The 21,488-nt window shown below is 56.2% G+C and carries 25 protein-coding genes and 1 pseudogene; 19 read left to right on the top strand and 7 right to left on the bottom strand.

The features are described 5' to 3' along the window. Positions 1–210 precede the first annotated feature (210 nt). The 3 genes and pseudogenes from ACUTQW_RS22080 to uriH all read right to left on the bottom strand — a co-directional run. Positions 211–330 (bottom strand): annotated as a pseudogene (locus ACUTQW_RS22080) (transposase domain-containing protein); the annotation flags it as partial. Between the two features lie 193 nt (positions 331–523). Continuing rightward, positions 524–808 carry a hypothetical protein gene (locus ACUTQW_RS22075; RefSeq protein WP_020439867.1) on the bottom strand — a complete coding sequence of 95 codons (285 nt, stop codon included), beginning with the start codon at positions 806–808 and terminating at the stop codon, positions 524–526. A gap of 362 nt (positions 809–1,170) precedes the next feature. Beyond that, a complete protein-coding gene (gene uriH, locus ACUTQW_RS22070; RefSeq protein WP_020439866.1) occupies positions 1,171–2,112 on the bottom strand; it encodes a uridine-preferring nucleoside hydrolase UriH in 942 nt (313 codons plus the stop codon). A 208-nt stretch (positions 2,113–2,320) separates the two neighbouring features. Here uriH and ACUTQW_RS22065 point away from each other — a divergent pair, with 208 nt between their 5' ends. Beyond that, positions 2,321–2,698 carry a hypothetical protein gene (locus ACUTQW_RS22065; protein ID WP_037433696.1) on the top strand — a complete coding sequence of 126 codons (378 nt, stop codon included), beginning with the start codon at positions 2,321–2,323 and terminating at the stop codon, positions 2,696–2,698. Here the strand turns inward: ACUTQW_RS22065 and aaeR are convergent. Beyond that, on the bottom strand, positions 2,661–3,572 hold the full coding sequence (gene aaeR, locus ACUTQW_RS22060; protein ID WP_004948619.1) for an HTH-type transcriptional activator AaeR: 912 nt from the start codon (positions 3,570–3,572) through the stop codon (positions 2,661–2,663). The two genes, ACUTQW_RS22065 and aaeR, sit on opposite strands and share 38 nt — an antisense overlap. A 308-nt stretch (positions 3,573–3,880) precedes the next feature. Here aaeR and aaeX point away from each other — a divergent pair, with 308 nt between their 5' ends. The 5 genes from aaeX to ACUTQW_RS22035 all read left to right on the top strand — a co-directional run bounded on the left by aaeX (position 3,881) and on the right by ACUTQW_RS22035 (position 8,002). Next, a complete protein-coding gene (gene aaeX, locus ACUTQW_RS22055) occupies positions 3,881–4,084 on the top strand; it encodes a p-hydroxybenzoic acid efflux pump operon protein AaeX (RefSeq protein ID WP_004948617.1) in 204 nt (67 codons plus the stop codon). 7 nt (positions 4,085–4,091) lie between these two features. Next, the gene (gene aaeA / locus ACUTQW_RS22050) at positions 4,092–5,027 is read left to right on the top strand and encodes a p-hydroxybenzoic acid efflux pump subunit AaeA (protein ID WP_004948614.1); all 936 of its coding nucleotides are present in this window, start codon (positions 4,092–4,094) and stop codon (positions 5,025–5,027) included. Continuing rightward, complete coding sequence (aaeB, locus tag ACUTQW_RS22045) at positions 5,027–6,994, top strand: p-hydroxybenzoic acid efflux pump subunit AaeB (protein ID WP_064799201.1); 1,968 nt, start codon at positions 5,027–5,029, stop codon at positions 6,992–6,994. Before aaeA ends, aaeB begins: the two co-directional genes overlap by 1 nt. 253 nt (positions 6,995–7,247) lie before the next feature. Further along, a complete protein-coding gene (locus ACUTQW_RS22040; protein WP_004948611.1) occupies positions 7,248–7,697 on the top strand; it encodes a ribonuclease in 450 nt (149 codons plus the stop codon). 5 nt (positions 7,698–7,702) lie between these two features. Then, positions 7,703–8,002, top strand: a complete 300-nt coding sequence (locus ACUTQW_RS22035; protein WP_004948609.1) for a barstar family protein — start codon at positions 7,703–7,705, stop codon at positions 8,000–8,002. A 30-nt stretch (positions 8,003–8,032) separates the two neighbouring features. On the opposite strand, the gene yjgA is transcribed toward ACUTQW_RS22035, so the two are convergent. Next, positions 8,033–8,581 carry a ribosome biogenesis factor YjgA gene (gene yjgA / locus ACUTQW_RS22030; protein WP_004948607.1) on the bottom strand — a complete coding sequence of 183 codons (549 nt, stop codon included), beginning with the start codon at positions 8,579–8,581 and terminating at the stop codon, positions 8,033–8,035. A 177-nt stretch (positions 8,582–8,758) separates the two neighbouring features. Between yjgA and pmbA the strand changes: the two genes are divergently transcribed. Together pmbA and cybC are read left to right on the top strand one after the other, a co-directional pair. Beyond that, positions 8,759–10,099: a metalloprotease PmbA gene (gene pmbA, locus ACUTQW_RS22025; RefSeq protein ID WP_004948605.1), complete on the top strand. Its 1,341-nt coding sequence runs from the start codon at positions 8,759–8,761 to the stop codon at positions 10,097–10,099. Between the two features lie 212 nt (positions 10,100–10,311). Continuing rightward, entirely contained in the window at positions 10,312–10,698 is a 387-nt protein-coding gene (cybC, locus tag ACUTQW_RS22020; protein ID WP_004948604.1) for a cytochrome b562, read from the top strand. Here cybC and ACUTQW_RS22015 read toward each other — a convergent pair. Continuing rightward, entirely contained in the window at positions 10,695–11,480 is a 786-nt protein-coding gene (locus ACUTQW_RS22015) for an AraC family transcriptional regulator (RefSeq protein ID WP_037433689.1), read from the bottom strand. The two genes, cybC and ACUTQW_RS22015, sit on opposite strands and share 4 nt — an antisense overlap. A gap of 274 nt (positions 11,481–11,754) precedes the next feature. Here ACUTQW_RS22015 and ACUTQW_RS22010 point away from each other — a divergent pair, with 274 nt between their 5' ends. Genes ACUTQW_RS22010 through ACUTQW_RS22000 form a run of 3 tightly spaced genes read left to right on the top strand, consistent with a single transcriptional unit; the run spans position 11,755 to position 14,868 of the window. Next, on the top strand, positions 11,755–13,209 hold the full coding sequence (locus ACUTQW_RS22010; protein ID WP_020439861.1) for an FAD/NAD(P)-binding protein: 1,455 nt from the start codon (positions 11,755–11,757) through the stop codon (positions 13,207–13,209). Continuing rightward, positions 13,206–14,087, top strand: coding sequence for a formyltransferase family protein (locus tag ACUTQW_RS22005; RefSeq protein WP_006328282.1), 882 nt, complete (start codon positions 13,206–13,208; stop codon positions 14,085–14,087). The genes ACUTQW_RS22010 and ACUTQW_RS22005 overlap by 4 nt, the downstream gene beginning before the upstream one ends. Beyond that, positions 14,080–14,868, top strand: a complete 789-nt coding sequence (locus ACUTQW_RS22000) for a sulfite exporter TauE/SafE family protein (protein ID WP_006328281.1) — start codon at positions 14,080–14,082, stop codon at positions 14,866–14,868. Before ACUTQW_RS22005 ends, ACUTQW_RS22000 begins: the two co-directional genes overlap by 8 nt. Before the next feature lie 41 nt (positions 14,869–14,909). Here the strand turns inward: ACUTQW_RS22000 and rnk are convergent, their stop codons facing one another. Beyond that, positions 14,910–15,320: a nucleoside diphosphate kinase regulator gene (gene rnk / locus ACUTQW_RS21995; protein ID WP_004948590.1), complete on the bottom strand. Its 411-nt coding sequence runs from the start codon at positions 15,318–15,320 to the stop codon at positions 14,910–14,912. A gap of 514 nt (positions 15,321–15,834) precedes the next feature. Between rnk and ACUTQW_RS21990 the strand changes: the two genes are divergently transcribed. From ACUTQW_RS21990 to dagF, 8 genes are all read left to right on the top strand, one after another. Continuing rightward, complete coding sequence (locus tag ACUTQW_RS21990) at positions 15,835–16,182, top strand: glycine dehydrogenase (RefSeq protein WP_006328280.1); 348 nt, start codon at positions 15,835–15,837, stop codon at positions 16,180–16,182. A gap of 35 nt (positions 16,183–16,217) precedes the next feature. Beyond that, positions 16,218–16,583, top strand: a complete 366-nt coding sequence (locus ACUTQW_RS21985) for a glycine-rich SFCGS family protein (RefSeq protein WP_006328278.1) — start codon at positions 16,218–16,220, stop codon at positions 16,581–16,583. Further along, entirely contained in the window at positions 16,583–16,879 is a 297-nt protein-coding gene (locus ACUTQW_RS21980; RefSeq protein WP_004948579.1) for a DUF4312 family protein, read from the top strand. The genes ACUTQW_RS21985 and ACUTQW_RS21980 overlap by 1 nt, the downstream gene beginning before the upstream one ends. Positions 16,880–16,909: 30 nt before the next feature. Beyond that, positions 16,910–17,686 (top strand): DUF4311 domain-containing protein, encoded by a 777-nt coding sequence (locus ACUTQW_RS21975; protein ID WP_006317117.1) that lies wholly within the window; start codon positions 16,910–16,912, stop codon positions 17,684–17,686. 11 nt (positions 17,687–17,697) lie between these two features. Continuing rightward, positions 17,698–18,348, top strand: a complete 651-nt coding sequence (locus ACUTQW_RS21970; protein ID WP_006317116.1) for a DUF4310 family protein — start codon at positions 17,698–17,700, stop codon at positions 18,346–18,348. 68 nt (positions 18,349–18,416) lie between these two features. Next, positions 18,417–19,556 carry an amidohydrolase/deacetylase family metallohydrolase gene (locus ACUTQW_RS21965; protein ID WP_006328276.1) on the top strand — a complete coding sequence of 380 codons (1,140 nt, stop codon included), beginning with the start codon at positions 18,417–18,419 and terminating at the stop codon, positions 19,554–19,556. Further along, positions 19,540–20,658, top strand: coding sequence for a DgaE family pyridoxal phosphate-dependent ammonia lyase (locus ACUTQW_RS21960; protein WP_020439858.1), 1,119 nt, complete (start codon positions 19,540–19,542; stop codon positions 20,656–20,658). Before ACUTQW_RS21965 ends, ACUTQW_RS21960 begins: the two co-directional genes overlap by 17 nt. Further along, the gene (gene dagF / locus ACUTQW_RS21955) at positions 20,655–21,395 is read left to right on the top strand and encodes a 2-dehydro-3-deoxy-phosphogluconate aldolase (RefSeq protein ID WP_004948565.1); all 741 of its coding nucleotides are present in this window, start codon (positions 20,655–20,657) and stop codon (positions 21,393–21,395) included. Before ACUTQW_RS21960 ends, dagF begins: the two co-directional genes overlap by 4 nt. Positions 21,396–21,488: the final 93 nt, after the last annotated feature.

Here is a 21,488-nt window from a genome sequence, read left to right as displayed (position 1 = left end):
AAAGCGTTGCGCGAAACGCCGGAATACAAAGCGGAGATGCAGAAATACGGTACCGGCAGCGACCTGCAGAAGGCAGCGCAAGCGGTAACCGGGGCGCTGCAGGGGCTGGCGGGCAACAATCTGGCGGGGGCGTTGGCGGCCGGTGCCGCGCCGTATCTGGCTCTGGATAACTGAACTACGGGCCGTAAAACGAGGATCTAGGATGTTCGTCAGGCCAACGGTTTCGGTTATAGGGTGGTTGCAGAAAACGGACATGCGGACAACGAGCCAAATCATCGATTCAAGAGGAAGTTTTCGTTTACGCAGCGTGACGGTATCGGTGAGAGTCAGTGTCTGCTGAATAAACTCTGCGGGAATAAGGTCGGAGAGGGAGCGGGCAGGCTCGGCGAAGTGAAATGGATAAAGCCAAGAGCCTGTGAACGTTCCATTTTAAAAGGGGCCATGCATGATGAACATGGGCCCTTTTACACCAGCCACCGGTCGGCATTACCCGTCATGGCGTATTTTTTGATAAAGAATTAAATTAGCGACACTGTGGCAGAATTTTCTTCAAAAAAACGTTGGCGCACAGTTTTGCATTGACCTGAGATTGGTTGTCACCCTGTTGTACATTATTATTGCCTTTGGCGACGTTAACGCCGACGCCATTGCCTTTTGCGTCAACATCGTTGGTGCGAACGAGATTGCCTGAAGCATCAACGGTATAGCCACCAGGCGCCAGAGTTTGCCCGTTAACAGAGACGCCAGCCAGTGACAGGCTGGAGAATAAGAGTAGCGTACTGGCTAAAATCATAGCGGTTTTTTGCATGGGAAATCCTTTTTCAAATAGAGGTTGTAATTGCAGAATTGCACTTATTACTCTATCGCTACATTTTTCTTTGAGCAAGGGGATATGATTTATGGTTAAAGTAATTAATATAATTATGGTGGATTGGTTTTTAATTATTAATAATTAAACTGAATGATTTATATGGATATATAAAATATTTTATGAGTAATTAAATTGTTTTAATCATGCTTATCTATTTAAAATATAAAAGACATTATTCATGCCAGTAGTAGGTGAAAGAGTGACTTTTCTGATGTGGCGATTTTGCCCGTTATCCGTAGCCCGAGATGCACTCCTATCACCCCGAGCTGTAATGCAGCAAGAAAATAAGGCCCAGATCCTTAATCTGCTTCCCCAATCCTCTCCAGCGCATCCACCACCAAATCCCAGAACCTGTCTTGATCCAGCGTTACCGCGACCTGCGTGTGGCAGTCCGGCGGCGGCGGGGCGCGAAAATCGGCCACGGTCATGCCCAGCGTCAGGGTACCGGTCAGTTCGATATCCACCGGCACCTTACGCACCGTCATCACTTCAGGGTCGATCACGTAGGCGACCGCGCAAGGGTCATGTACCGGCGGTGCGCTAAATCCCTGCGCCTGTTGGTACATCTTGCCGAAGAACGCGAGCAGCTCGCCGACGAATTTCGCCGGCCCGGTACCTATGGCGGCAATGCGTTCGCACACCTCCGGCGTGGCGAGCGCCTGATGGGTCAGGTCCAGCCCGACCATGGTCAGCGGCCACTTTTCATTAAACACGATGTGCGCCGCTTCAGGGTCTATCTTGATATTGAATTCCGCCACCGCGCTCCAGTTGCCCACGTGATAGCCGCCGCCCATCAGCACCACTTCCTTTACCCGCTCGGCGATGCGCGGTTCTTTGCGCACCGCCATGGCAATGTTGGTCAGGCCGCCGGTCGGCACCAGCGTCACGCTACCCGGCGGATGCGCCATCAGCGTATCGATGATCAAGTCCACCGCATGGCGTGGCTCCAGCGTCAGGGTCGGTTCCGGCAGCGCCGGGCCGTCAAGGCCGGACTCACCGTGAATATCGGGCGCTACCTCAATCTGCCGCACCAGCGGGCGCGGGCAGCCGGCGGCAAAGGGGACGCCGGTGATATTGGCGATACGCGCGACGGCCAGCGCGTTGCGGGTGACCTTATCCAGCGTCTGGTTGCCGACCACGGTGGTCACCGCCAGCAGTTCGATCTGCGGGTTGCCCCAGGCCAGCAGTAAGGCGATGGCGTCGTCATGCCCAGGGTCGCAATCCAGTATGATTTTTTTCATTTTTATTCCCGATGCAGAGGAGAGGTGCCCGCAGCATAGCGCAGCGTTGCAGAGCGGAGTAATGCCGATGGTGCTTTTGTTAATCGCATCAAAGCATTGCCAATGTTGCGGTGTAATTAAACGTAAATCCCCTCGCCGGCGCTTTACCCTGGAGTGGAGTCCATGGTTTACATTGCTGCTTAGTGCAACACAGAAAAGGGGGGAAATCATGACAAAGAACGGATGGGCGCTGGCTGCCGTGCTGGCGGCAATGGGATTATGGACGCTGCTGGCCTGGGGCGTCTCCGGCGTGCTGGCCTGGTTACCTGCACTGGTGGGCTTGGCGGAGAACGGCTCGGCGCAGTTGGCACCCCAGTTTACCGGCTTGCTCAGCCTGGTGCCGCAGGCGCTGCTGGAGGGCTGGTTGCCGATGCTGCAAGAACTGGGGCGCTGGCTGGCCGGCTCTTTCCCGTTGTTGCTCACCTGGGCGGGCTACGCCGTTTGGTTAATCTGGGGGCTGGGCATGCTGGCGCTGTTGCTGCTTGGCGCTCTGGCGCGCCGTTTTCTGCTCAGCGGTAGCCCTGATAGACTTCCGCCACGCGCTTGAAGTACTCCGTCAGGTAATCGATGCACACCTGCACCTTAAGCGGCAGCTTGTCTTTCTCGGTGTACAGGGCGTATACCGGGCGAGGATCCGAGTGATAGCTTTTGAACAGGATCTCGATCTCGCCGCGTTTGATCTCTTCGATCACCCACATCAGCGGTGCGTAGGCGATGCCGGCCCCGGCTTTCAGCCAGCGGATCATGGTTTGCGAATCGTTGGTGACAAAGCGCCCTTGCGGCGAGATGCGCGTGGTGATGCCTTCGGGGGCTATCAGTTCGAATTCGCTGTCCGGCCGCACGCTGTATTCCAGCCAGGAAAAGTTGACCATGTCGCTGGGTTTCTGCGGCGTGCCGTGCTGGCTGAGGTAACTTTTAGCGGCGCATATCACCATCGGCATTGAACCGAGGCGTTTGGAGAACAGGCTGGAATCTTGCAGCGCGCCGGTGCGGATCACCACGTCCAGCCCGTCGGCAATCAGGTCCGGCGCCGGAATACCGGTCACCAGGTTCACCGTCAGACCGGGATATTCCTTCAGCATATCGGCAGTCATGGTCGCCAGCACGTTTTGCGCCATGGTGGACGAACTGCCGATGCGCAGCGTGCCGGTCGGCGTATTGTTAAACGCGTACAGCTGCTCGTGCACCTCGCTCACTTCCTGCAGCATGCGGCGGCAGCCCTGATAGTAAATTTTCCCGGCTTCCGTCAGGCCAATGCGGCGCGTGCTGCGGTTGAGCAGCTTGACCTGCAGCTCATTCTCCAGTTTGGAGACGGTCTGGCTGATAGATGAAACGCTCATATCAAGCTGGCGCGCAGCCGCCGTAAACGACCCGCATTCAACGACTTTTGCGAACACCGACATCCGTTTTAGTCTTTCCATTATTCACTCTGGCTTAAAAGTGATTTAGATCACAGATTGTTGATAGGTTGATAGTAAGCACGCTAATATAAACCGGTCGGGTGGAAAGACCTTACCAACGCGTGAGTGCGGTCGGCAGAGCAGCTTTGGCCGATCCCTCCGATATCCTCGCAATCCCTATCGCGGATGTATGCCCCTGAGTTTATCCTTTTTTCAGGTTCCTGACCTGTCTGGGCCGAAATTTGTGGTGCGCGTCAGCTAACATGTAAAGAGAATGTGAATGAGAAGAAAGGGTAACGCCCGGTGCAGTGAACAATAAGGAAAAATGGATGAGTTTGCTTCCGGTTATGGTCATCTTCGGACTGTCGTTTCCCCCGGTATTTTTTGAGTTGCTGGTATCGCTGGCGCTGTTTTTCTTGCTGCGCCGCCTGCTGCAACCCACCGGGATTTACGATTTTGTCTGGCATCCGGCGCTGTTTAATACCGCGCTGTATTGCTGTCTGTTCTATCTGATTTCACGTCTTTTCGTTTGAGGTCGCTGTGAAAAATTTCTCAATAAAAATAGTTCGAATCGCGATCACTTTGTTTCTGGTCCTGTTAGCGATCGTCGCCATATTCAAAGCCTGGGTGTTCTACACCGAATCCCCCTGGACGCGTGACGCCAAGTTTACCGCCGACGTAGTGGCGATAGCGCCGGACGTCACCGGCCTGCTGACCGATGTACCGGTGGTGGATAACCAACTGGTGAAAAAAGGACAGGTGCTATTTGTTATCGACCGGCCGCGCTATGAGCAGGCCTTGGCGGAAGCCAGCGCCGACGTTGCCTATTACCAGACGCTGGCGGCGGAGAAAAAACGTGAAGCCGGCCGCCGGGTGCGTTTGGGCGTGCAGGCGATGTCGCAAGAAGAGATCGATCAGGCCAACAACGTGCTGCAAACCGTGCAGCATCAGTTGGCGAAAGCCGTGGCGACCCGCGAGCTGGCGCAGCTGGATCTGGAACGTACCACGGTGCGTGCGCCGGCCGACGGCTGGGTCACCAACCTGAACGTCCACAGCGGCGAATACATCACCCGCGGCTCGGTCGCCGTGGCGCTGGTGAAGAAAAACACCTTCTACATTCTGGCCTATCTGGAAGAAACCAAGCTGAATGGCCTGAACAAGGGCGACCGTGTGGAAATCACCCCGCTGGGCAGCAACCGCATCATGCACGGCACCGTCGATAGCGTGGCCGCCGCCGTGAACAACAGCAGCAGCACCGTGAACAGCAAAGGGTTGGCGTCTATCGACAGCAACCTGGAGTGGGTGCGCCTGGCGCAGCGCGTACCGGTTAAAATCCTGCTGGACGACAAAGACCAGTTGCATCCGTACCCGGCCGGCACCACCGCGACCGTGGTGATCACCGGCAAGAACGATCGCAAGGCCGACAGCGGCTCGCCTTTTGTTCGCCTGATGCATCGGCTACGTGAGTTTGGCTAATGAATAGCCCAACGTTTATTCGGCTGAGATTCGCTTTCAAGCTCAGCTTCGCGATTGTGTTTGCCCTGTTTGTCGGTTTCCACCTCAATTTGGAAACCCCGCGCTGGTCGGCGATGACCGCCGCCATCGTAGCCGCCGGCCCGGCCTTTGCGGCGGGCGGCGAGCCGTTCTCCGGCGCTATTCGCCACCGCGGCTGGTTGCGTATTATCGGTACCTTTATCGGCTGTTTCGTCGGCCTGGTGATTATTGTCTCCACCGCACGCGCACCGGTGGTGATGCTGTTGTTGTGCTGCATCTGGGCCGGGTTTTGTACCTGGATCTCTTCGCTGATCAAGGTTGAAAACTCCTACGCCTGGGGGCTTGCCGGGTATACCGCGCTGATCATCATCGTGACGACCTCCACCAGTGAAACCAACCTGCTGGAAGCGCCGCAGTTCGCCGTGGAGCGTTGCAGCGAGATTGTGCTGGGGATCGTCAGCGCGGTGCTGGCGGACCTGCTGTTCTCGCCGCGTTCGATCAAACTGGATATCGACCGGGCGGTAGACAAGCTGCTGGTGGATCAGTATTTGCTGATGCAGATGTGCGTCAGTAACGCCGAGAAAGAAGACATTGACCGCGCCTGGAGCAATCTGGTCAAAAGCACGACCGCGCTGAACGGCATGCGCAGCAACCTGATGATGGAGTCATCACGCTGGCAGAAGGTCAACCGGCGCGTGCGGGCGCTGCATACTCTGTCGCTGACGCTGATTACTCAGGCTTGCGAGACCTATCTTATCCTGCTCAATCACCCGGATGCGGTGAAGGACAATATCCGCGAACTGCTGATGGTGCCGGCGCAAACGCCGCAGGAGATCCACAAGCGCATGAAGTTGCTGCGCCAGGTGCTGACCACCAACCGCACCGACGAGACGCTGCTGACCATCACCAGTTGGGTCGGCGCGGCCACGCGTTACCTGCTGTTGGCCAAAGGCGTGCATACCAACAGCAGCATCAACGCAGTGGAAGAAGATGTGCTGAGCAGTGAAGTGGTGGTCAGACCGACCTCGGCGGAAGGGCATCACGCCATGATTAACGGCCTGCGCACCTTTGTGGCGACGACGTTTGGCAGCCTGTTGTGGCTGTGGACCGGCTGGACTTCCGGCAGCGGTTTTATGGTGATCATTGCGGTGATTACGTCGCTGGCGATGCGCACCCCGGCACCGCGCATGGTGGCTATGGATTTTGTGCTGGGCATGCTGGCGGCGATCCCGGTCGGTTCGCTGTTCTTTATGGTGATCCTGCCGGCGACCCAGCAGAGCATTTTATTGTTGTGCCTCAGCCTTGGCCTGCTGGCCTTTTTCATCGGCATCGAGGTGCAAAAACGGCGGTTGGGTTCGCTCGGCCTGCTGGCGGGGACCATCAATATTTTGGTGTTGAGCAACCCGATGACCTTTAACGTCACCCAGTTTCTCGATGGCGCGCTCGGCCAGTTCCTCGGCAGTTGCGTGGGGTTGATGGTGCTGCTGTTGATCCGTGACAACTCGCGTGAACGCACCGGCCGCACGTTGCTGAACCAGTTTGTCGGCAGCGCGGTCTCGGCGCTGACCACCAAGGCGTCGCGCCGTCGGCAGAACCACCTGCCGGCGCTTTATCAGCAGCTTAATCAGCTGTTGATGATGTTCCCGAACGATATCGCCAAGTACCGGCTGGCGCTGAACCTGATCATCGCTCACCAGCGCATGCAGCGGGCGGAAATCCCGGCCAGCGAGGAGCTTTCGGCCTTCCATAAGCAGATCCGCAATACTGCCGATCACGTGGTTTCAGCCAAGAATGACGTGAAACGCGCCTATTATTACGATCGGCTGTTGAGCGAGATGAACGACTATCAGCAGAAGTTGGTGGACTATCAGGCACCGCTCAGCGTCACCGGCCCGGTAAAACGCCTGGCCGACATGCTGCACCGCTATCGCCACGCGTTGATCGACTGATGCGCTGAGGCCCCTGATGCGCTCATCCGGGGCTATACTTGCCTGATAGAGCCTTGTTTCGGAGTTGCACTGAGTGCCAGGCATACGGGAAAATGGCATGATAAGCATGAATGGGTGATGCAGATTATTAAGGCATGGGTTCCCTGAAGTGAAAATGTTACCTGCCGGTCATCTCTGATTCATTCTTTTCATCTATAAATCCAACGGGCATGGGTGCTGATGCACCTCTGTCGGCACTCAGTCAGGGACAGTAATGAACAAGCGGATCCTCGTGGCGATCGTCATCGCCGTTGTGATAGCCGGTTTTAGCGCTTTGCGCGGTAACGATCGGGTGATTGCCAACGTGCCTGCGGTGGCCGAAGGCCAGAGCATCGACCAACTGACGCAGCAAAAAAGGGTGGTGAGCTACCTGCAGCAGCATCAGCGGCTGCCGGACTATTACATTACCAAAAAGCAGGCGCGTGAGCAGGGGTGGGATGCGCGCAACGGCAACCTGTGTTCGGTTCTGCCGGGCAAAGCGATTGGCGGCGATCGTTTCTCAAACCGTGAAGGGCAACTGCCTACCGCCCGCAGCCGGGTATGGCGCGAGGCGGACATCAATTATCAATGCGGCCGGCGCGGGGCCGATCGCCTGTTGTATTCCAGCGACGGCCTGATTTTTGTCACGCGTGACCATTATAAAAACTTCATTCGGGTGGAGTGAGCTTGATGGCAAAAGTAGAGTTCGATTTTAATCAGATCCACGATTTGCCGGCGTTCTATCGCGATTTTGCGCATAAGTTTGCGCTCGATGAAGCCTTCGGCGCCAATCTGGACGCGTTGTGGGACGTGGTGACCGTCGATATCGGGTTGCCGGTCGAGATTGAGTTTACCCATCTCGATGCCCGTAGCAAACGCCGCTTCGGCGCGATTATCCTGCTGTTTGAAGAGGCGGAGGAAGAGCTGGAAGGCAGCCTGCGTTTCAATATTCGCGAAAGCAGCGGTGAACCTGCACATCACCGGGGATGAAACGGGTTCATCCCATGGTGACGGCGGCGATCATTCGGCGGTCTCGGCCAGATCGCGCAGGTACTGGAAGATTTGACGGTAGGCTTTCGGCGGCTTGTTAGCGGCCTTCTCTTTCTGCGCGTTACGCACCAGTGCGCGCAATTGCTGGCGATCGGCTTCCGGGTACAGGGCCAGGATAGACGGGATCGCGTCATCGCCTTCTTCCACCAAACGGTCACGCAGCGCTTCCAGCTTGTGGAACAGCGAAACCTGCTGGTTGTGGCGGTTCTTCAGCTTGTCGAGCGCGGTTTGGATCGGCTCTACGTCGCGGGCGCGCAGCATCTTGCCAATCAGTTGCAACTGACGGCGGCGGCCTTCTTTCTTGATCTTCTGCGCCAGTTCAATGGCGGCGCGCAAATCTTCGTCCAGCGGGATGCGTTCCAGCGCGTTCTTACCCAGTTCGACCAGCTCGGTCCCCAGGTCTTTTAGTGCTTCGGCATCACGTTTAATTTCACTTTTACTGACCCAGATAATCTCGTCATCGTCCTCGTCTTTGTTCTCCGGGACATCGTCGAGCCAGTCTTCAGGCTGTTTGTTCATGGTAGGCTCCGTTAAAAAGAGGCTAATCCTAACAGGTTGCCGGCTTTATGCGAAATTCCACGCGGTTCCTGTTAGACTCAAAAGCATAAATCACATGATTTTTGCGCGTGACTCCGCGCGCAACCACGCCGCCACGGCACTTTTCTCAACGATTTTCTGATTAATTATGGCAGATTGATGAAAGTAGTCACTCAAGTTGCAGAACAGCGCAAGGCGCTGGAACAGGCCGTTTCACAGGCTCTGGAGCTGGCGCGCGCCGGTTCCGATGCGGCAGAAGTTGCCGTAACCAAATCTACCGGTATCAGCGTCAGCACCCGCTTTGGCGAGGTGGAAAACGTCGAGTTCAACAGCGATGGCGCGTTGGGCATTACCGTGTATCACCAGCAGCGTAAAGGCAGCGCGTCTTCAACCGATCTCAGCCCGGACGCCATTGCCCGCACCGTACAGGCTGCGCTGGATATCGCCCGTTATACTTCTGCGGATCCGAACGCCGGCCCGGCGGAAAAAGACCTGCTGGCGTTTGAGGCGCCGGATCTGGATCTGTTCCACCCGGCGGAGCTGGACGCGGAGCGGGGCATCGAACTGGCTGCCCGCGCCGAGCAGGCGTCGCTGGCGGCGGACAAACGCATCACCAATACCGAAGGCGGCAGTTTTAACAGCCACTACGGCATCAAGGTATTCGGCAACAGCCACGGCATGTTGCAAAGCTACTGTTCAAGCCGTCATTCGCTGTCGAGCTGCGTGATCGCCGAGCACGATGGCGATATGGAGCGTGACTACGCCTATACCATTGGCCGCGCTATGGGCGATTTGGCAAGCCCTGAATGGGTGGGCGAGGAGTGCGCCCGTCGTACCTTGTCGCGCCTGGCGCCGCGCAAGTTGTCAACCATGACCGCCCCGGTGCTGTTCGCTTCTGAAGTGGCGACCGGTCTGTTCGGGCACCTGGTTGGCGCCATCAGCGGCAGCAGCGTTTACCGTAAATCCACCTTCCTGCTGGACTCGCTGGGCAAGCAGATCCTGCCGGACTGGCTGACCATCGAAGAGCACCCGCACCTGCTGAAAGGGCTGGCTTCCACGCCGTTCGACAGCGAAGGCGTGCGTACCCAGCGGCGTGACATTGTCAAAGACGGCGTGCTGCAAACCTGGCTGCTGACCAGCTACGCGGCGCGTAAGCTCGGCATGCACAGCACCGGCCATGCCGGCGGCATCCACAACTGGCGCATTGCCGGGCAGGGCCATGACTTTGCCGGTATGTTGAAGCAACTGGGCACCGGTCTGGTGGTCACCGAGTTGATGGGGCAGGGCGTTAGCGGCATTACCGGCGACTATTCGCGCGGCGCCGCCGGTTTCTGGGTGGAAAATGGCGAGATCCAGTACCCGGTCAGCGAGATCACTATCGCCGGCAACCTGAAAGACATGCTGCGCAACATCGTCAGCGTGGGCAGCGATATCGAAACCCGCAGCAATATTCAGTGCGGTTCGGTGCTGCTGCCGGACATGAAAATCGCCGGCCAATAATACCTGCCAGGGCTGGCCGCTCCGGTTGCCAGCCTCTCTCCTTTCCCCCCGTTATAACCTTGCTTACAAATCTCTTGTTCCGGTTTTCAGCGCCCTTGCCTATGTTTAGGTTGAACAAAAACTTATGCCCTATGAATGTCGAGTTGCAGCCAACGACGCCGCAGCTCGAAAGGCGACGGGTAGATAAAATAATAACTGGAAGGTGAGCAAGCATGTCGAACAAACTGAAAGCATTGATGGCGTTGGCGCTGCTGGGAGCCAGTTCACTGGCGGTCGCGGCAGATTTGGCCGACGATATGGACACCATCGCCGGCAATTACAAAACGGTGCTGAGCACTGACTCAACGGACACTCTGAAGCAGAGTCTGCAGAACATGCGCGCCGCCGCGCTGGATGCGAAGCAATCCACGCCGCCGAAGCTGGAGGATAAAGCGGCCGGCAGCCCGGAGATAAAAGATTTTCAACATGGGCTGGACCAGCTTATCGGCCAGATAGACCAATCGCTGGCGCTGGCCAATCAAGGCAAGCTGGCTGAAGCCAAGCAGATCGCCCAGGGATTCAAGCAAACCCGCGACGTTAACCACAAGAAATTCCGCTAAGCCTTTTCGCGCCGTTCCGATCCCAGATAGCAGGACGGCGCCTGTCCCAACACGCGGCGAAACATGGTGGCAAAAGCCGCGCTGCTCTCATACCCCAACTCCAGAGCGACCTGCGTTACGCTGTTGCCCTCCGTCAACTGAGCCAGCGCCAGCACCACGCAGGCCCGTTGCCGCCATTGTGAAAATGACATCCCCGTTTGTGCGCGAAAGAATCGGCTGAAGGTGCGGATGCTCATATACAGGCGCGTGGCCCATTCCTGCGGCGAATCGTGCGCGTTGGGCTGAAGCAGGAACAGCTGGCACAGCTCGCCCAGCCGCCGATCGGCGGGAAGGGGGATGTGCAGCGGCAGGGATTGCAGTTGGGCAAGCTCATGCAGCAGCAGGAAAACCAGCGCGCCGTCGCGGCCGTCCGGATCGTACTCCAGCGGCATATCCACCGCCGCCATCAAGAGTTGGCGCATCAGCGGCGTAACGCTGACCACCTGACAAACCTGCGGCTGAGAGGCCAGCAGCGCGGTCGGTTCAATGTACAGGCTGCGGGTGGTGACGCCGACCATTCTCACTTCATGCGGCATCTGCGGCGGCAGCCACACCGCCCGCTGCGGCGGCACAATCCAGTTCCCCTGGTGGGTAAATACGTGCATTACGCCGGTAGCGCCATAGAGCAACTGAGCGCGGCGGTGGCTGTGCATGGGCAGTAAATGGCCCGACGGGTAGTCGGTGCCGATGGCAATCACCGACCTTGGCACATGGTCGATGTCATCAATGCGTACGTTGCGCATAATCCTTATCAGAGCAGTTTGGCCGAAATGCAATGATAGTTGGCCTTTCATGTAAAGCAAGCCACTGGTCATAGCTCTACTATCAGGGCAGAAAAATAACGCTGCCTTGGTGGCGAGGTATTTTTATTGTTGATTAACCCCTTTTTAATTTAAACGCCGGGGCCGGGCGGGTTATCTCGTCTGCATCATACAAGAAGTTAATAAGGAATTATTTTATTCCAACACCTGAAGCAATAGTTCTTCTTTTAATGCTGTAACTATAAGGTGATATTTCATGTATAAGATCGGTGTGATTGGTGGTGGGGCGGCAGGTATTTCTTTCGCTTACAACTTTATCAAGAATAAGTCTGTTAATAATTGCAATAAGCATCTTTCCCTGAAAGTGTTTGACAAACAGGGGTTCAATGGCGGTATGGCTTACAGCAGCGATTTTGACAGCCATATTTTAAATATGACGCCAGAGAATATGTCGGCGGATATTTTTGACAGCGCACATTTTTCCGATTGGATCACGACGCATTTTCGGCGATACAGTAAAGATCGCTACCCACCCCGCTGGCTTTATAAAGAATATCTCGATTTTATTCGCGACAGGGCGGTGTTTATGGCGGCTGCCAGCAACGTCACGCTGAATTTCGTGACCGCCGAAGTTGAGGAGATAGGTTCGCATCCAGGAGGATATTTGCTGACAACGGCCTGCGGGGCCGCGGAGCAGATGAATGCGGTAGTGCTGTGCTCGGGGCATAATGAGCCGGCGAGCCTCTACCCGATTGACGGGGTGATTGCCTATCAGGCCAATCGGGATCTGCCCGCCATCAATCCTGCATCGGCAGTTGGTGTGATTGGCTGTAGCCTGACGGCGATCGACGCCATTATTGAGCTGATTGAGCGGGTGGGGGCGAGCAATATTACCGCCCTGTCGCGTTCCGGGCTTTTCCCCAGCGTGCAGCCGGCGTTGATGCGCGCGCCACCGCCAGAATTCAGGCAGCGACTGAACCGTTTTGTCGCCGACAACAGCTATATTGATGCGCACCAGTGGGTTCAGGTGATTAACGCGGCGCTCGAAGAATATTACCCAGGGCAGGAACGGTTAACGGTGCTGTCTGCCATGGGCGCTGCCAGGGATTGCTATCGCGATCTGGCCGAAAGCCTGGATCGGGCGCGCTTTGCCCGTGAGCATATCTGTAGCTATCTGGCAGCGATTCATCCGGCCGTATGTGAAGCCTGGGTAAAAATGGATGAAAATAACCGACAGATCTTCATGCGCTTCTATAACTCTTCCTGGATGCGCCATCGGCACGCCATGCCACTAAAAAATGCCTATAAAATTATTGCGGCGCTAGAGAGCCAACGTTTGCGCGCCTTTGGTGGGGTGGTAAATATAGAAAAAGAGGGCCGGGGATTTAAAACCCTCTGCCACAATGCGGAGGTGCACAGCCAATATTTGCTTAATTGCACTACGCCCTCATACCAACTGAAGTTAAGTCGATTAAATAAAAAGATGCTTCAGGGCGGCCTGGTACAGGAAAATATCTTCGGTGGCGTAAAATGCAACCCGTTTACGTTAAAAGTGTCGGATGAAAAAGGCAATGAGCAGGATCTCTATTCCCTTGGAGCCCCCGCCAAAGGCGACCTTTTTTATACTTCCGCAATGGAATCCATCACCCGGGATATCAGCAAAATAGTTTTCAATAACAGCATATTTAATGGAAATAAGGCGGAAGCATGAAAAACGTAGCGCTATTTGTTGGCAACGATATTTTTTCCTGGCTGGCCTGTCAGGATGTTATTAGCGCCTTACACAAGGAATGCACCTTTACGGTTTATTTTCCACTGGCGAAAGCCGCCGGCCGGCTGCAAGAGCCTGAAATTCGCCAGCTTGCCTTGTATGAACGTGAAGTGCTGAATGACTTCGTTTTCCCCTTTGTCAGCAGAAATGCCGATGCCTGCGAGGGCGCTTACCAGCCGCCGCAGGTTTTCCTGGCTGGCGCAGGCATCACGGCGCACCGCATTGCAGACATCAATGACGCCACGTTTATCAGCAGCCTGGGTAATATGGACGCGGTGGTTTCTTTGCGCTGCTACCAGAAGTTTTCCGCGGATTACGTCCGGGCCTTCAGCCAGCGCGGCAAGCTGCTGTGGAATCTGCATCCGGGCGACTTGCCGCATTACCGTGGCGTGATGACGCTGTTCCGCGCCATGGTGAACGGCGAGAAAAACGGCGCGTTAACGTTGCACGAGATGGATGAACACTGGGATGCCGGGCCGGTGCTTGCCCGCTTGCCGATCGAATTGCGTTATGAGCTGTCGTTTTTGGAAAACATGATGCTGGCGGGCATGCGGTCCGGTGCATTTTTAGCGGGGCAGCTAATGCGCGCGGGCGAACGCAAGTCCCTTATTGTCGAGCGGCAGGGTAATTATCGCTATTGGGGATTTCCGGATGCGCTGACTCTGGCGCAGGCGGCGGAAGCCGGGATTGAGCTTATCGATCATGATGCCATTCGCCGGCATTATCTGGCGCTGTTTGTCGGCGACGAGTTCCATCCACTTGCCGGTCAGTTCTCTGCCGGTTTCGACGATTTCATCCGGGCGCATGGCCATGATTGAAACGTTGATTATTCTCGGTGCCGGTTTCATTACCGGCATCACCACCATCTTGTTCGGCTTTGGCGGCGGCTTTGTGGTGGTGCCCTTTGTCTATCATCTGGTGTCTTCCTCCGGCGAACAGCCGGGCCAGGCGATGCATATCGCCGTAGCGACCTCAACGGCGGTGATGATCCTCAATTCGGGTTACGCCACCCTAACCAACTGGCGCAGCGGCAACCTGCTGCGTGAAACCATCATCCCGCTGATCTTTTTCATCTGCATTGGCGCCGCACTGGGCGCTTTTGCCTCTACGCTTCTGGCGGACAATGTGGTCAGGCTGCTGTTCGTGATTTATATGCTGGTGACGATTGCGGATTGTCTGTTCAGGCAGGGTTTTTTGGTCAAACCGGCGCGCGCGGCGCTGTCAAAGATGACGTTGTGGGTCGGTGGCCCGCTGATTGGGGTGATCGCCACTATGCTCGGCGTGGGGGGCAGCGTGATGACGGTGCCTTTGTTGCGTCGGCATGGCTATGAAATGAAGCACTGCGTCAGCGCGGCCAATCCCTTGTCGATTCCGGTCGCTGTCATCGGCGCACTGATGTATATCGGTTTGGGCTGGCAGGAAATGAGCGAGCCGCACTATCTTGGCTACGTCAACCTGACCATTCTTGGGCTGCTGGTGGCGGCCGGCATTGCGGGGATCGTCTTTGCCAAAAGGGTGTTGCCGAAGGTCAATGACAAGCTGCACGCCAGAGTTTACGTGTTGCTGCTGGTGGTGGTACTGATCGCCATCAGCCTGTAAGGCTCAGAAAGGGCGGCATGTTCACCGCCCTGAATTACCGCTTAGCGGTGGTATTCACCTGCCGCTTCCGGCTGGTACAGCAGTTCCAGCACTTCGATCCGCGCTTCTTCGCCGTTCGGCAACTGCCAGGTAATCTGGTTGCCTACATGCATGCCCAGCAGCGCTGCGCCCAGCGGCGCCATCACTGACAACTGCTCGTGGCTGTCCTTCAGCGAGGCCGGGTATACCAGCGTGCGCACGTGCTCTTCTGCGGTATGCAGATCGCGGAAACGCACGCGGCTGTTCATGGTCACCACGTTGGCCGGGATCTGGGCCGGCGGCAGGATTTCGGCGCGATCCAGCTCGTCGTTCAGCGCGATGGCGACGTCGGTGTTGGCAAAGGCCGGTTGTTCCAATAGCGCATCCAGGCGTTCCGCATCCAGCTCATTAATAGTAATGGTTGGTTTGGTCATTCCACTCTCCAGTCAAATCAAAGGGCGCCCGTTTTCGCGCCCATAAATTCGGAAAAACAGCACAAAAGCAACGCCCCCGCGCCAGAGGAGCGGGGGCGTTGCTGATGTCGAATTGTCTTACCGATAGTAGGCGGTTAAGCGGTGAAAAGAAAGAGATCCCGATCACGAAGCTTTTCACTGCGGCGGGGAGAACCGGAAACCCTTTGTGGCATTAACTTTCTGTAATGTCATTAAATTATCTTAAAAGCGCTTATTTTGCGAAATGGATCCCTGACAATCATTGAATTTCCACTTTAAACTGGAAAAAAAGCGGCTACACAGAAATTCTCCCCGGGGTTAGGGTAAGACATCAAAGAAAGCGGGAAATACCCACCGCCTTTCAAGCTGCAGCGTTGTTGGCTGCTTTACAAGACCCACGAGCTGAGCGCCTGGCTGTAACTTGAAATTCATAGGGTATATTCAGGTGATGCATTCTGCGACTTACGAATAATGTTGGAACCAGGGGTATTGAAAAGTGAATGAAGGATCTGTTGCGATAGAAAAAAATGAGCGGTCTGACCTCGGCGAGGCCGGGGCGATCACCGATAAGGTGCTGGCCGATATTACCGCCATGCTGAATGCAGAAAACATTTATACCAATGCAGTACAGCAACAGATGCTGGAATCGCATATTCGTGCCATGGTACTGCGTTCAATGACCGGTGAACCCTTGCCGGAAGTCGATAAATCGCTTTTTGATGAGATTTCAGCGGAATCGATGCAAATGGCTGAGCGAGTTGTCGATAATTTTCCGGCTCTGCCGATCGAAGAAGCTTATTTGCTTTCTGTGCATTTTGAAGTGGCAAAAGACAATAACCAATAGCGATTAACGCATTCATATCATCAGGAGAAAATACCATGGGTCAGATTACCGTAGTGATTGGCGATCGTTTGGGCAAAGGCCAGAAAGTCGGCCAGGGCATTGAAACGGCTGGCGGAAAAGCCATCGTTATCCCTGGAGTAGCGGCGGATATGAAGCTGGGCGACGTAATGAAATCGGAAGGTGCGCAGTTGGGAATTTCCTTCTGCGGCAGCGGCGGTGCCGGAGCAATTACCGCGCAGACCAAATACGGCTACAAAGCGAAATACGGCATGCGCTCCATTGATGAAGGCGTGACGGCAATCAATGAAGGTTATATCGTGCTGGGTTTTGGCTTTATGGATAAAGAAGAATTGGGCCAAAGACTGGTGGAAGCCTACATCAAAAAACACGGCAACCCGTAATGAAAGAACACTATACCACATCGGTAAAGGTGGAGGGCAAGGGTGACAGCAAAGCGAAAGCTTTTGCTTCCGCCTTGGCTAATGTGCAGGGCACGGTATTAAAATCCACCAGCAATATTCTGCTGCGCATTGAACCGCAGGATGTCAGCGTATTAAAAGCGGAAGAGAAAATAACAAAAGAGAAATTTCTCTTTTTCTTTTTACCGCGAGAAAGAAAAACCTACACCGTGACTCTGGAAATAACCGTGAACGTGACAATGATTAATACAGAAAAGGTTGTCTTCGTCACGAAATAAAAACGTTAGCATAAATCTAAGGGTATACTGATGTTTTTAATCATCTTATTTAAGTCGCTTATTATTGGCGGACTGGTGGGGGTTGGCGTAGGGGCTGGCGCCGCACGCATGTTCCATGCTCCGACGACGCAGGGCATGGGCGCCTTCCGCACCTTGGGCGAGCTGAATTCTTGCGAAGGCGATCCGGCTTCCCACTTCTCATTCGGCCTGGGTTTCTTCTTCAACGCCTGGGCGTCTTCCGTGGCGGCGGGCGCCTTCACGCAGGACGTTGACCACCGCATCATCCCTCACTGGGGCGCGGCAGCCTTGATGGTCAAGAACCGCAACCTGGCGCAAACGCTGCATGACCCGAAAAAAATGGCTATCGCCTGCGGCGTTATCGGCATGCTGGTGGTGGCGTTCCTCAATACCACCGCTTCCGCAGTGCCCGCTGCGCTGCAGGTTACGGCAATCAAAGTGCTGGTGCCGGCGGCTAACCTGCTGGTGAACACCGTGATGCCGGTGATCTTCTGGCTGGCGGCGATCGACGCCGGGCGTCGCTCCGGTTTCTGGGGCACCATTTTCGGCGGCCTGGCGCAGCTGATCATGGGCAACGCCGTGCCGGGTCTGGTGCTGGGCATTCTGATCGGTAAGGGCGTGGAAGAGAGCGGCTGGAACAAAATCACCAAGATCATGATGGCGGTGATCGTGCTGCTGTTCGTGCTGAGCGGTTTCTTCCGCGGCTTCGACATGAAAGTCCTCGAGTCCTTCAGCCTCGGCGTGCCGGGTTGGCTGGACACCATTCACAACACCCTGAGCGGTAAATAAGGAGCGGGATGATGGAAGAACAAACCCAAAAAGGCTTCTGGTACGCCGACTGGTCATTCCCGATTTTTGTTGGCCTGCTCTCGTCCGGTGTGTTCGCCGGGACGCACATGTACTACCTGTATGGCATCGGCGCGTTTAACGAAGTGGCCTTCGTTTCCATGCTGCGTGCCGGGATGGACACCGGCGTTTATGGCGCGGTGGCGGCATTCGGCGCCAGCTTCCTGTTTGCGCGCATCATTGAAGGCTCGCTGGTGGGCATTCTGGACATCGGCGGCGCGATCCAGACCGGCGTGGGGTTGGGCGTTCCGGCGCTGTTGCTGGGCGCGGGGATCATCTTCCCGGTCGCCAACTTTGCCGCCTCGCTGGTGACCGGCCTGGTGATTGGTCTGGCGATTGGCTACCTGATCATTCTGGCACGCAAATTCACCATCAACCAGAGCAACTCCACCTACGGCGCAGACGTAATGATGGGGGCAGGTAACTCCTCAGGTCGCTTCCTGGGGCCGTTGATCATCCTGTCGGCGATGACCGCATCCATTCCGATTGGCGTAGGTTCGCTGCTTGGCGCGCTGCTGTTCTATATCTGGGGCAAGCCAATCACTGGCGGAGCGATCCTTGGCGCAATGCTGTTAGGGGCCATTTTCCCTGTCGCCATTGCTTAATCACTGTTCCAGAGCCGTGTGATAGTGGGGCGGTGCGCCGCCCCCTGCTGGAAAAGGAGTAGCGCAGTATGTATGACTTAGTAATCCGACGCGCCAGGCTGGCGGACGACCGACTGGTCGATCTGGCGGTTCAGGACGGTAAGATTGTCGTCGTTGGGCAGTTGGCCGATGACGTCAACGCCGGCAGGCAGCTGGATCTGGCGGGCAACTGCCGCCTCAGCGCCGGCTGGATCGACTCCCACGTGCACTGCTATCCTTCTTCGCCGATTTACTATGACGAACCGGACTTAGTGGGCGTAGCCAGTGGCGTGACTTCGGTGGTTGACGCCGGCAGCACCGGCACCGACGACGTTGACGAGTTCTATGCTCTGACGCGCCGGGCCAAAACCAACGTGTTCGCTTTCCTGAATATCTCGCGCATCGGGTTGTTACGCCAAAATGAGCTGGCCGATCTGGCGGATATCGACCCGCCGACGGTGAAAAAATCCATCGATGCCTACCCCGGTTTCATCATCGGCATCAAGGCGCGCATGAGCAGCAGCGTGGTGGGGCAAAACGGCATTGTGCCGTTGGTGCGCGCCAAGCAAATCCAGCAGGAAAACAACCGGTTGCCGCTGATGGTGCATATCGGCAATAACCCGCCGAATCTGGATGACATCGCCGATCTGCTGACCCGCGGCGACATCATTACCCACTGCTATAACGGCAAGCCGAACCGCATTCTGACCCCGGCGGGTACGTTGCGCGAGTCGATCCAGCGGGCGCTGAAACGCGGCGTGCTGCTCGACGTGGGCCACGGCACCGCCAGTTTCAGCTTTGACGTGGCACGCCAGGCGATTGGGCTTGGCATTCTCCCGCACACCATCAGTTCCGATATCTATTGCCGCAACCGCATGGCCGGGCCAGTACACAGCCTGGCGACGGTGATGTCCAAATTCTTCAGCATCGGCCTGTCGCTGCCGCAGGTGATTGCCTGCGTGACGGAAAATGCCGCTTCGGCGCTGAGCCTGACCCATAAAGGCCGGCTGGAGCCGGGTTATGACGCCGATTTTACCCTGTTCGATCTCCGCCAGGGGCCGCAGGCATTTGCCGACTCAGAAGGGCAATCGGTCGGTGGCGAACAGTTGTTGGTTCCGTTGGCTGCGGTGGTAGCCGGGGAAATTCTATTAACCGACGAAGGGAAAGCCCATCATGTCTTCGATTTATGAAAAATATAATTTAAAACAAGTGATTAACACTTCCGGCCGTATGACTATTCTTGGCGTATCTACCCCGCGTCAGGAGGTGATTGACGCCGTCGACTACGGCCTGAATCACTATTTTGAAATCAAGGATCTGGTTAACAAGACCGGTGCTTACATCGCCGATCTGCTGAATGTGGAAGATGCCGTGATCGTGTCTTGCGCCTCGGCGGGTATCGCTCAGTCGGTGGCGGCAGTGATCGTCAAAGACAACGCCAACCTGCTGGTGAACCTGCACTCGGCGCCAATCACCGTGCCGCGCGAGATAGTGTTACCGCGTGGTCACAACGTGAACTTCGGTGCCCCGGTCGACACCATGGTTGCCCTCGGCGGCGGCAAGGTGGTTGAGGCGGGTTATGCCAACGAATGCTCAGCAGAACAGCTTGAGGCCTGCATCACGCCGCAAACGGCGGCGATCCTGTACATCAAATCGCACCACTGCGTGCAGAAAAGCATTCTTTCCGTCGAGCAGGCGGTGGTGGTGGCGCGCAAGCATGATCTGCCGCTGATCGTCGATGCCGCCGCAGAAGAAGATCTGATGTGCTACTACCAGATGGGGGCCGATCTGGTGATCTACAGCGGCGCCAAGGCCATCGAAGGCCCAACCAGTGGCCTGGTGGTGGGTAAGCGGCAATACGTGGAGTGGGTGAAGCTGCAATCCGGCGGCATTGGCCGGGCGATGAAGGTCGGCAAAGAGGGCATCCTCGGCCTGACGCAGGCGATTGAAAGCTACCTGAAGCTGGAAAAAACCACCGGTGAGCAGATGGTGGCACGAATGACGCCGTTTATCACCAGCCTGAACTCGCTGACCGGCATCAGCGCCAAAACCGTCTGGGACAGCGCCGGCCGCGATATCGCCCGTGCTGAAATCACCTTTGACGAAGCGGTGCTGGGGCGCTCTACCACCGACATCGTCCAGGCGCTGAAAACCGGCGAGATCGCCATCTACTTCCGTGGCTATAAGGCCAATGAAGGCAAAATCGAAGTGGATGTGCGTAGCGTCGACGAGCAGCAACTGATGACCGTCTTTACCTGTATTAAAAATCTGTTTACGGAGAAACAAGCATGAAGCTGCAGCCAAACTATTACCGCGACCGTCTGTGCCTCAACGTACTGGCCGGCTCAAAAGACAATGCGCAGGCGATTTATGCGGCGGCGGAAGGGCATGTGCTGGTCGGGGTTCTCTCCAAGAACTATCCGGACGTCGACAGCGCGGTGGCGGATATGCAGCACTATGCGCAACTGATCGAGAATGCGCTGTCGGTGGGCCTGGGGGCGGGCGATCCCAAACAATCCGCGATGGTCAGCCTGATTGCCCAGCGCGTTCAGCCGCAGCACGTCAATCAGGTGTTTACCGGCGTGGGCGCCAGCCGTGCGCTGCTGGGCCAGAGCGACAGCGTGGTGAACGGGCTGGTTTCTCCGACCGGTCGCGTCGGCTTTGTGAAGATCTCGACCGGCCCGCTGAGCGCTGCCGCGCCAGACGGCATCGTACCGGTCGAGACGGCCATCGCCATGTTGAAAGATATGGGCGGCAGCTCCATCAAGTATTTCCCGATGGGCGGGTTGGCGTGTAAAGAAGAATACCGGTATGTGGCTCAAGCCTGCGCCGAGCATGATTTTATGCTGGAGCCGACTGGCGGCATCGATCTGGAAAACTTCGAACCGATCGTTGAGATTGCCTTGGCCGCCGGCGTGAAGCGAATTATTCCGCATATCTACAGTTCCATTATTGATTCTGCCACCGGTGATACCCGCCCGCAGGATGTGAAAACCCTGTTGGCGATGAGCAAAAAGCTGGTGGGTTAAGCGCAGCCAACAACGCTGCAGCTTCACGTAAGAAAGGTATATCGGATGACGTAAGGCAGGGAGGCTACCCTTCTCTCTCAACAGGCGCGGTAT

Source organism: Serratia sp. TSA_7 (assembly GCF_052692135.1).
The sequence above is the reverse complement of the archived record's forward strand: the minus strand, read 5'-3'. Positions and strand labels throughout refer to the sequence as shown.

Coding starts and splice junctions, on each gene's coding strand:
- ACUTQW_RS21970 (WP_006317116.1), top strand. CDS start 17,698: ATGGAAGAACAAACCCAAAAAGGCTTCTGGTACGCCGACTGGTCATTC.
- ACUTQW_RS21960 (WP_020439858.1), top strand. CDS start 19,540: ATGTCTTCGATTTATGAAAAATATAATTTAAAACAAGTGATTAACACT.
- ACUTQW_RS22005 (WP_006328282.1), top strand. CDS start 13,206: ATGAAAAACGTAGCGCTATTTGTTGGCAACGATATTTTTTCCTGGCTG.
- ACUTQW_RS21965 (WP_006328276.1), top strand. CDS start 18,417: ATGTATGACTTAGTAATCCGACGCGCCAGGCTGGCGGACGACCGACTG.
- dagF (WP_004948565.1), top strand. CDS start 20,655: ATGAAGCTGCAGCCAAACTATTACCGCGACCGTCTGTGCCTCAACGTA.
- ACUTQW_RS21985 (WP_006328278.1), top strand. CDS start 16,218: ATGGGTCAGATTACCGTAGTGATTGGCGATCGTTTGGGCAAAGGCCAG.
- ACUTQW_RS22065 (WP_037433696.1), top strand. CDS start 2,321: ATGACAAAGAACGGATGGGCGCTGGCTGCCGTGCTGGCGGCAATGGGA.
- aaeR (WP_004948619.1), bottom strand. CDS start 3,572: ATGGAAAGACTAAAACGGATGTCGGTGTTCGCAAAAGTCGTTGAATGC.
- ACUTQW_RS22075 (WP_020439867.1), bottom strand. CDS start 808: ATGCAAAAAACCGCTATGATTTTAGCCAGTACGCTACTCTTATTCTCC.
- aaeX (WP_004948617.1), top strand. CDS start 3,881: ATGAGTTTGCTTCCGGTTATGGTCATCTTCGGACTGTCGTTTCCCCCG.
- rnk (WP_004948590.1), bottom strand. CDS start 15,320: ATGACCAAACCAACCATTACTATTAATGAGCTGGATGCGGAACGCCTG.
- cybC (WP_004948604.1), top strand. CDS start 10,312: ATGTCGAACAAACTGAAAGCATTGATGGCGTTGGCGCTGCTGGGAGCC.
- ACUTQW_RS21975 (WP_006317117.1), top strand. CDS start 16,910: ATGTTTTTAATCATCTTATTTAAGTCGCTTATTATTGGCGGACTGGTG.
- ACUTQW_RS22000 (WP_006328281.1), top strand. CDS start 14,080: ATGATTGAAACGTTGATTATTCTCGGTGCCGGTTTCATTACCGGCATC.
- yjgA (WP_004948607.1), bottom strand. CDS start 8,581: ATGAACAAACAGCCTGAAGACTGGCTCGACGATGTCCCGGAGAACAAA.
- uriH (WP_020439866.1), bottom strand. CDS start 2,112: ATGAAAAAAATCATACTGGATTGCGACCCTGGGCATGACGACGCCATC.
- ACUTQW_RS22010 (WP_020439861.1), top strand. CDS start 11,755: ATGTATAAGATCGGTGTGATTGGTGGTGGGGCGGCAGGTATTTCTTTC.
- ACUTQW_RS22015 (WP_037433689.1), bottom strand. CDS start 11,480: ATGCGCAACGTACGCATTGATGACATCGACCATGTGCCAAGGTCGGTG.
- ACUTQW_RS21980 (WP_004948579.1), top strand. CDS start 16,583: ATGAAAGAACACTATACCACATCGGTAAAGGTGGAGGGCAAGGGTGAC.
- pmbA (WP_004948605.1), top strand. CDS start 8,759: ATGAAAGTAGTCACTCAAGTTGCAGAACAGCGCAAGGCGCTGGAACAG.
- aaeB (WP_064799201.1), top strand. CDS start 5,027: ATGAATAGCCCAACGTTTATTCGGCTGAGATTCGCTTTCAAGCTCAGC.
- ACUTQW_RS22035 (WP_004948609.1), top strand. CDS start 7,703: ATGGCAAAAGTAGAGTTCGATTTTAATCAGATCCACGATTTGCCGGCG.
- ACUTQW_RS22040 (WP_004948611.1), top strand. CDS start 7,248: ATGAACAAGCGGATCCTCGTGGCGATCGTCATCGCCGTTGTGATAGCC.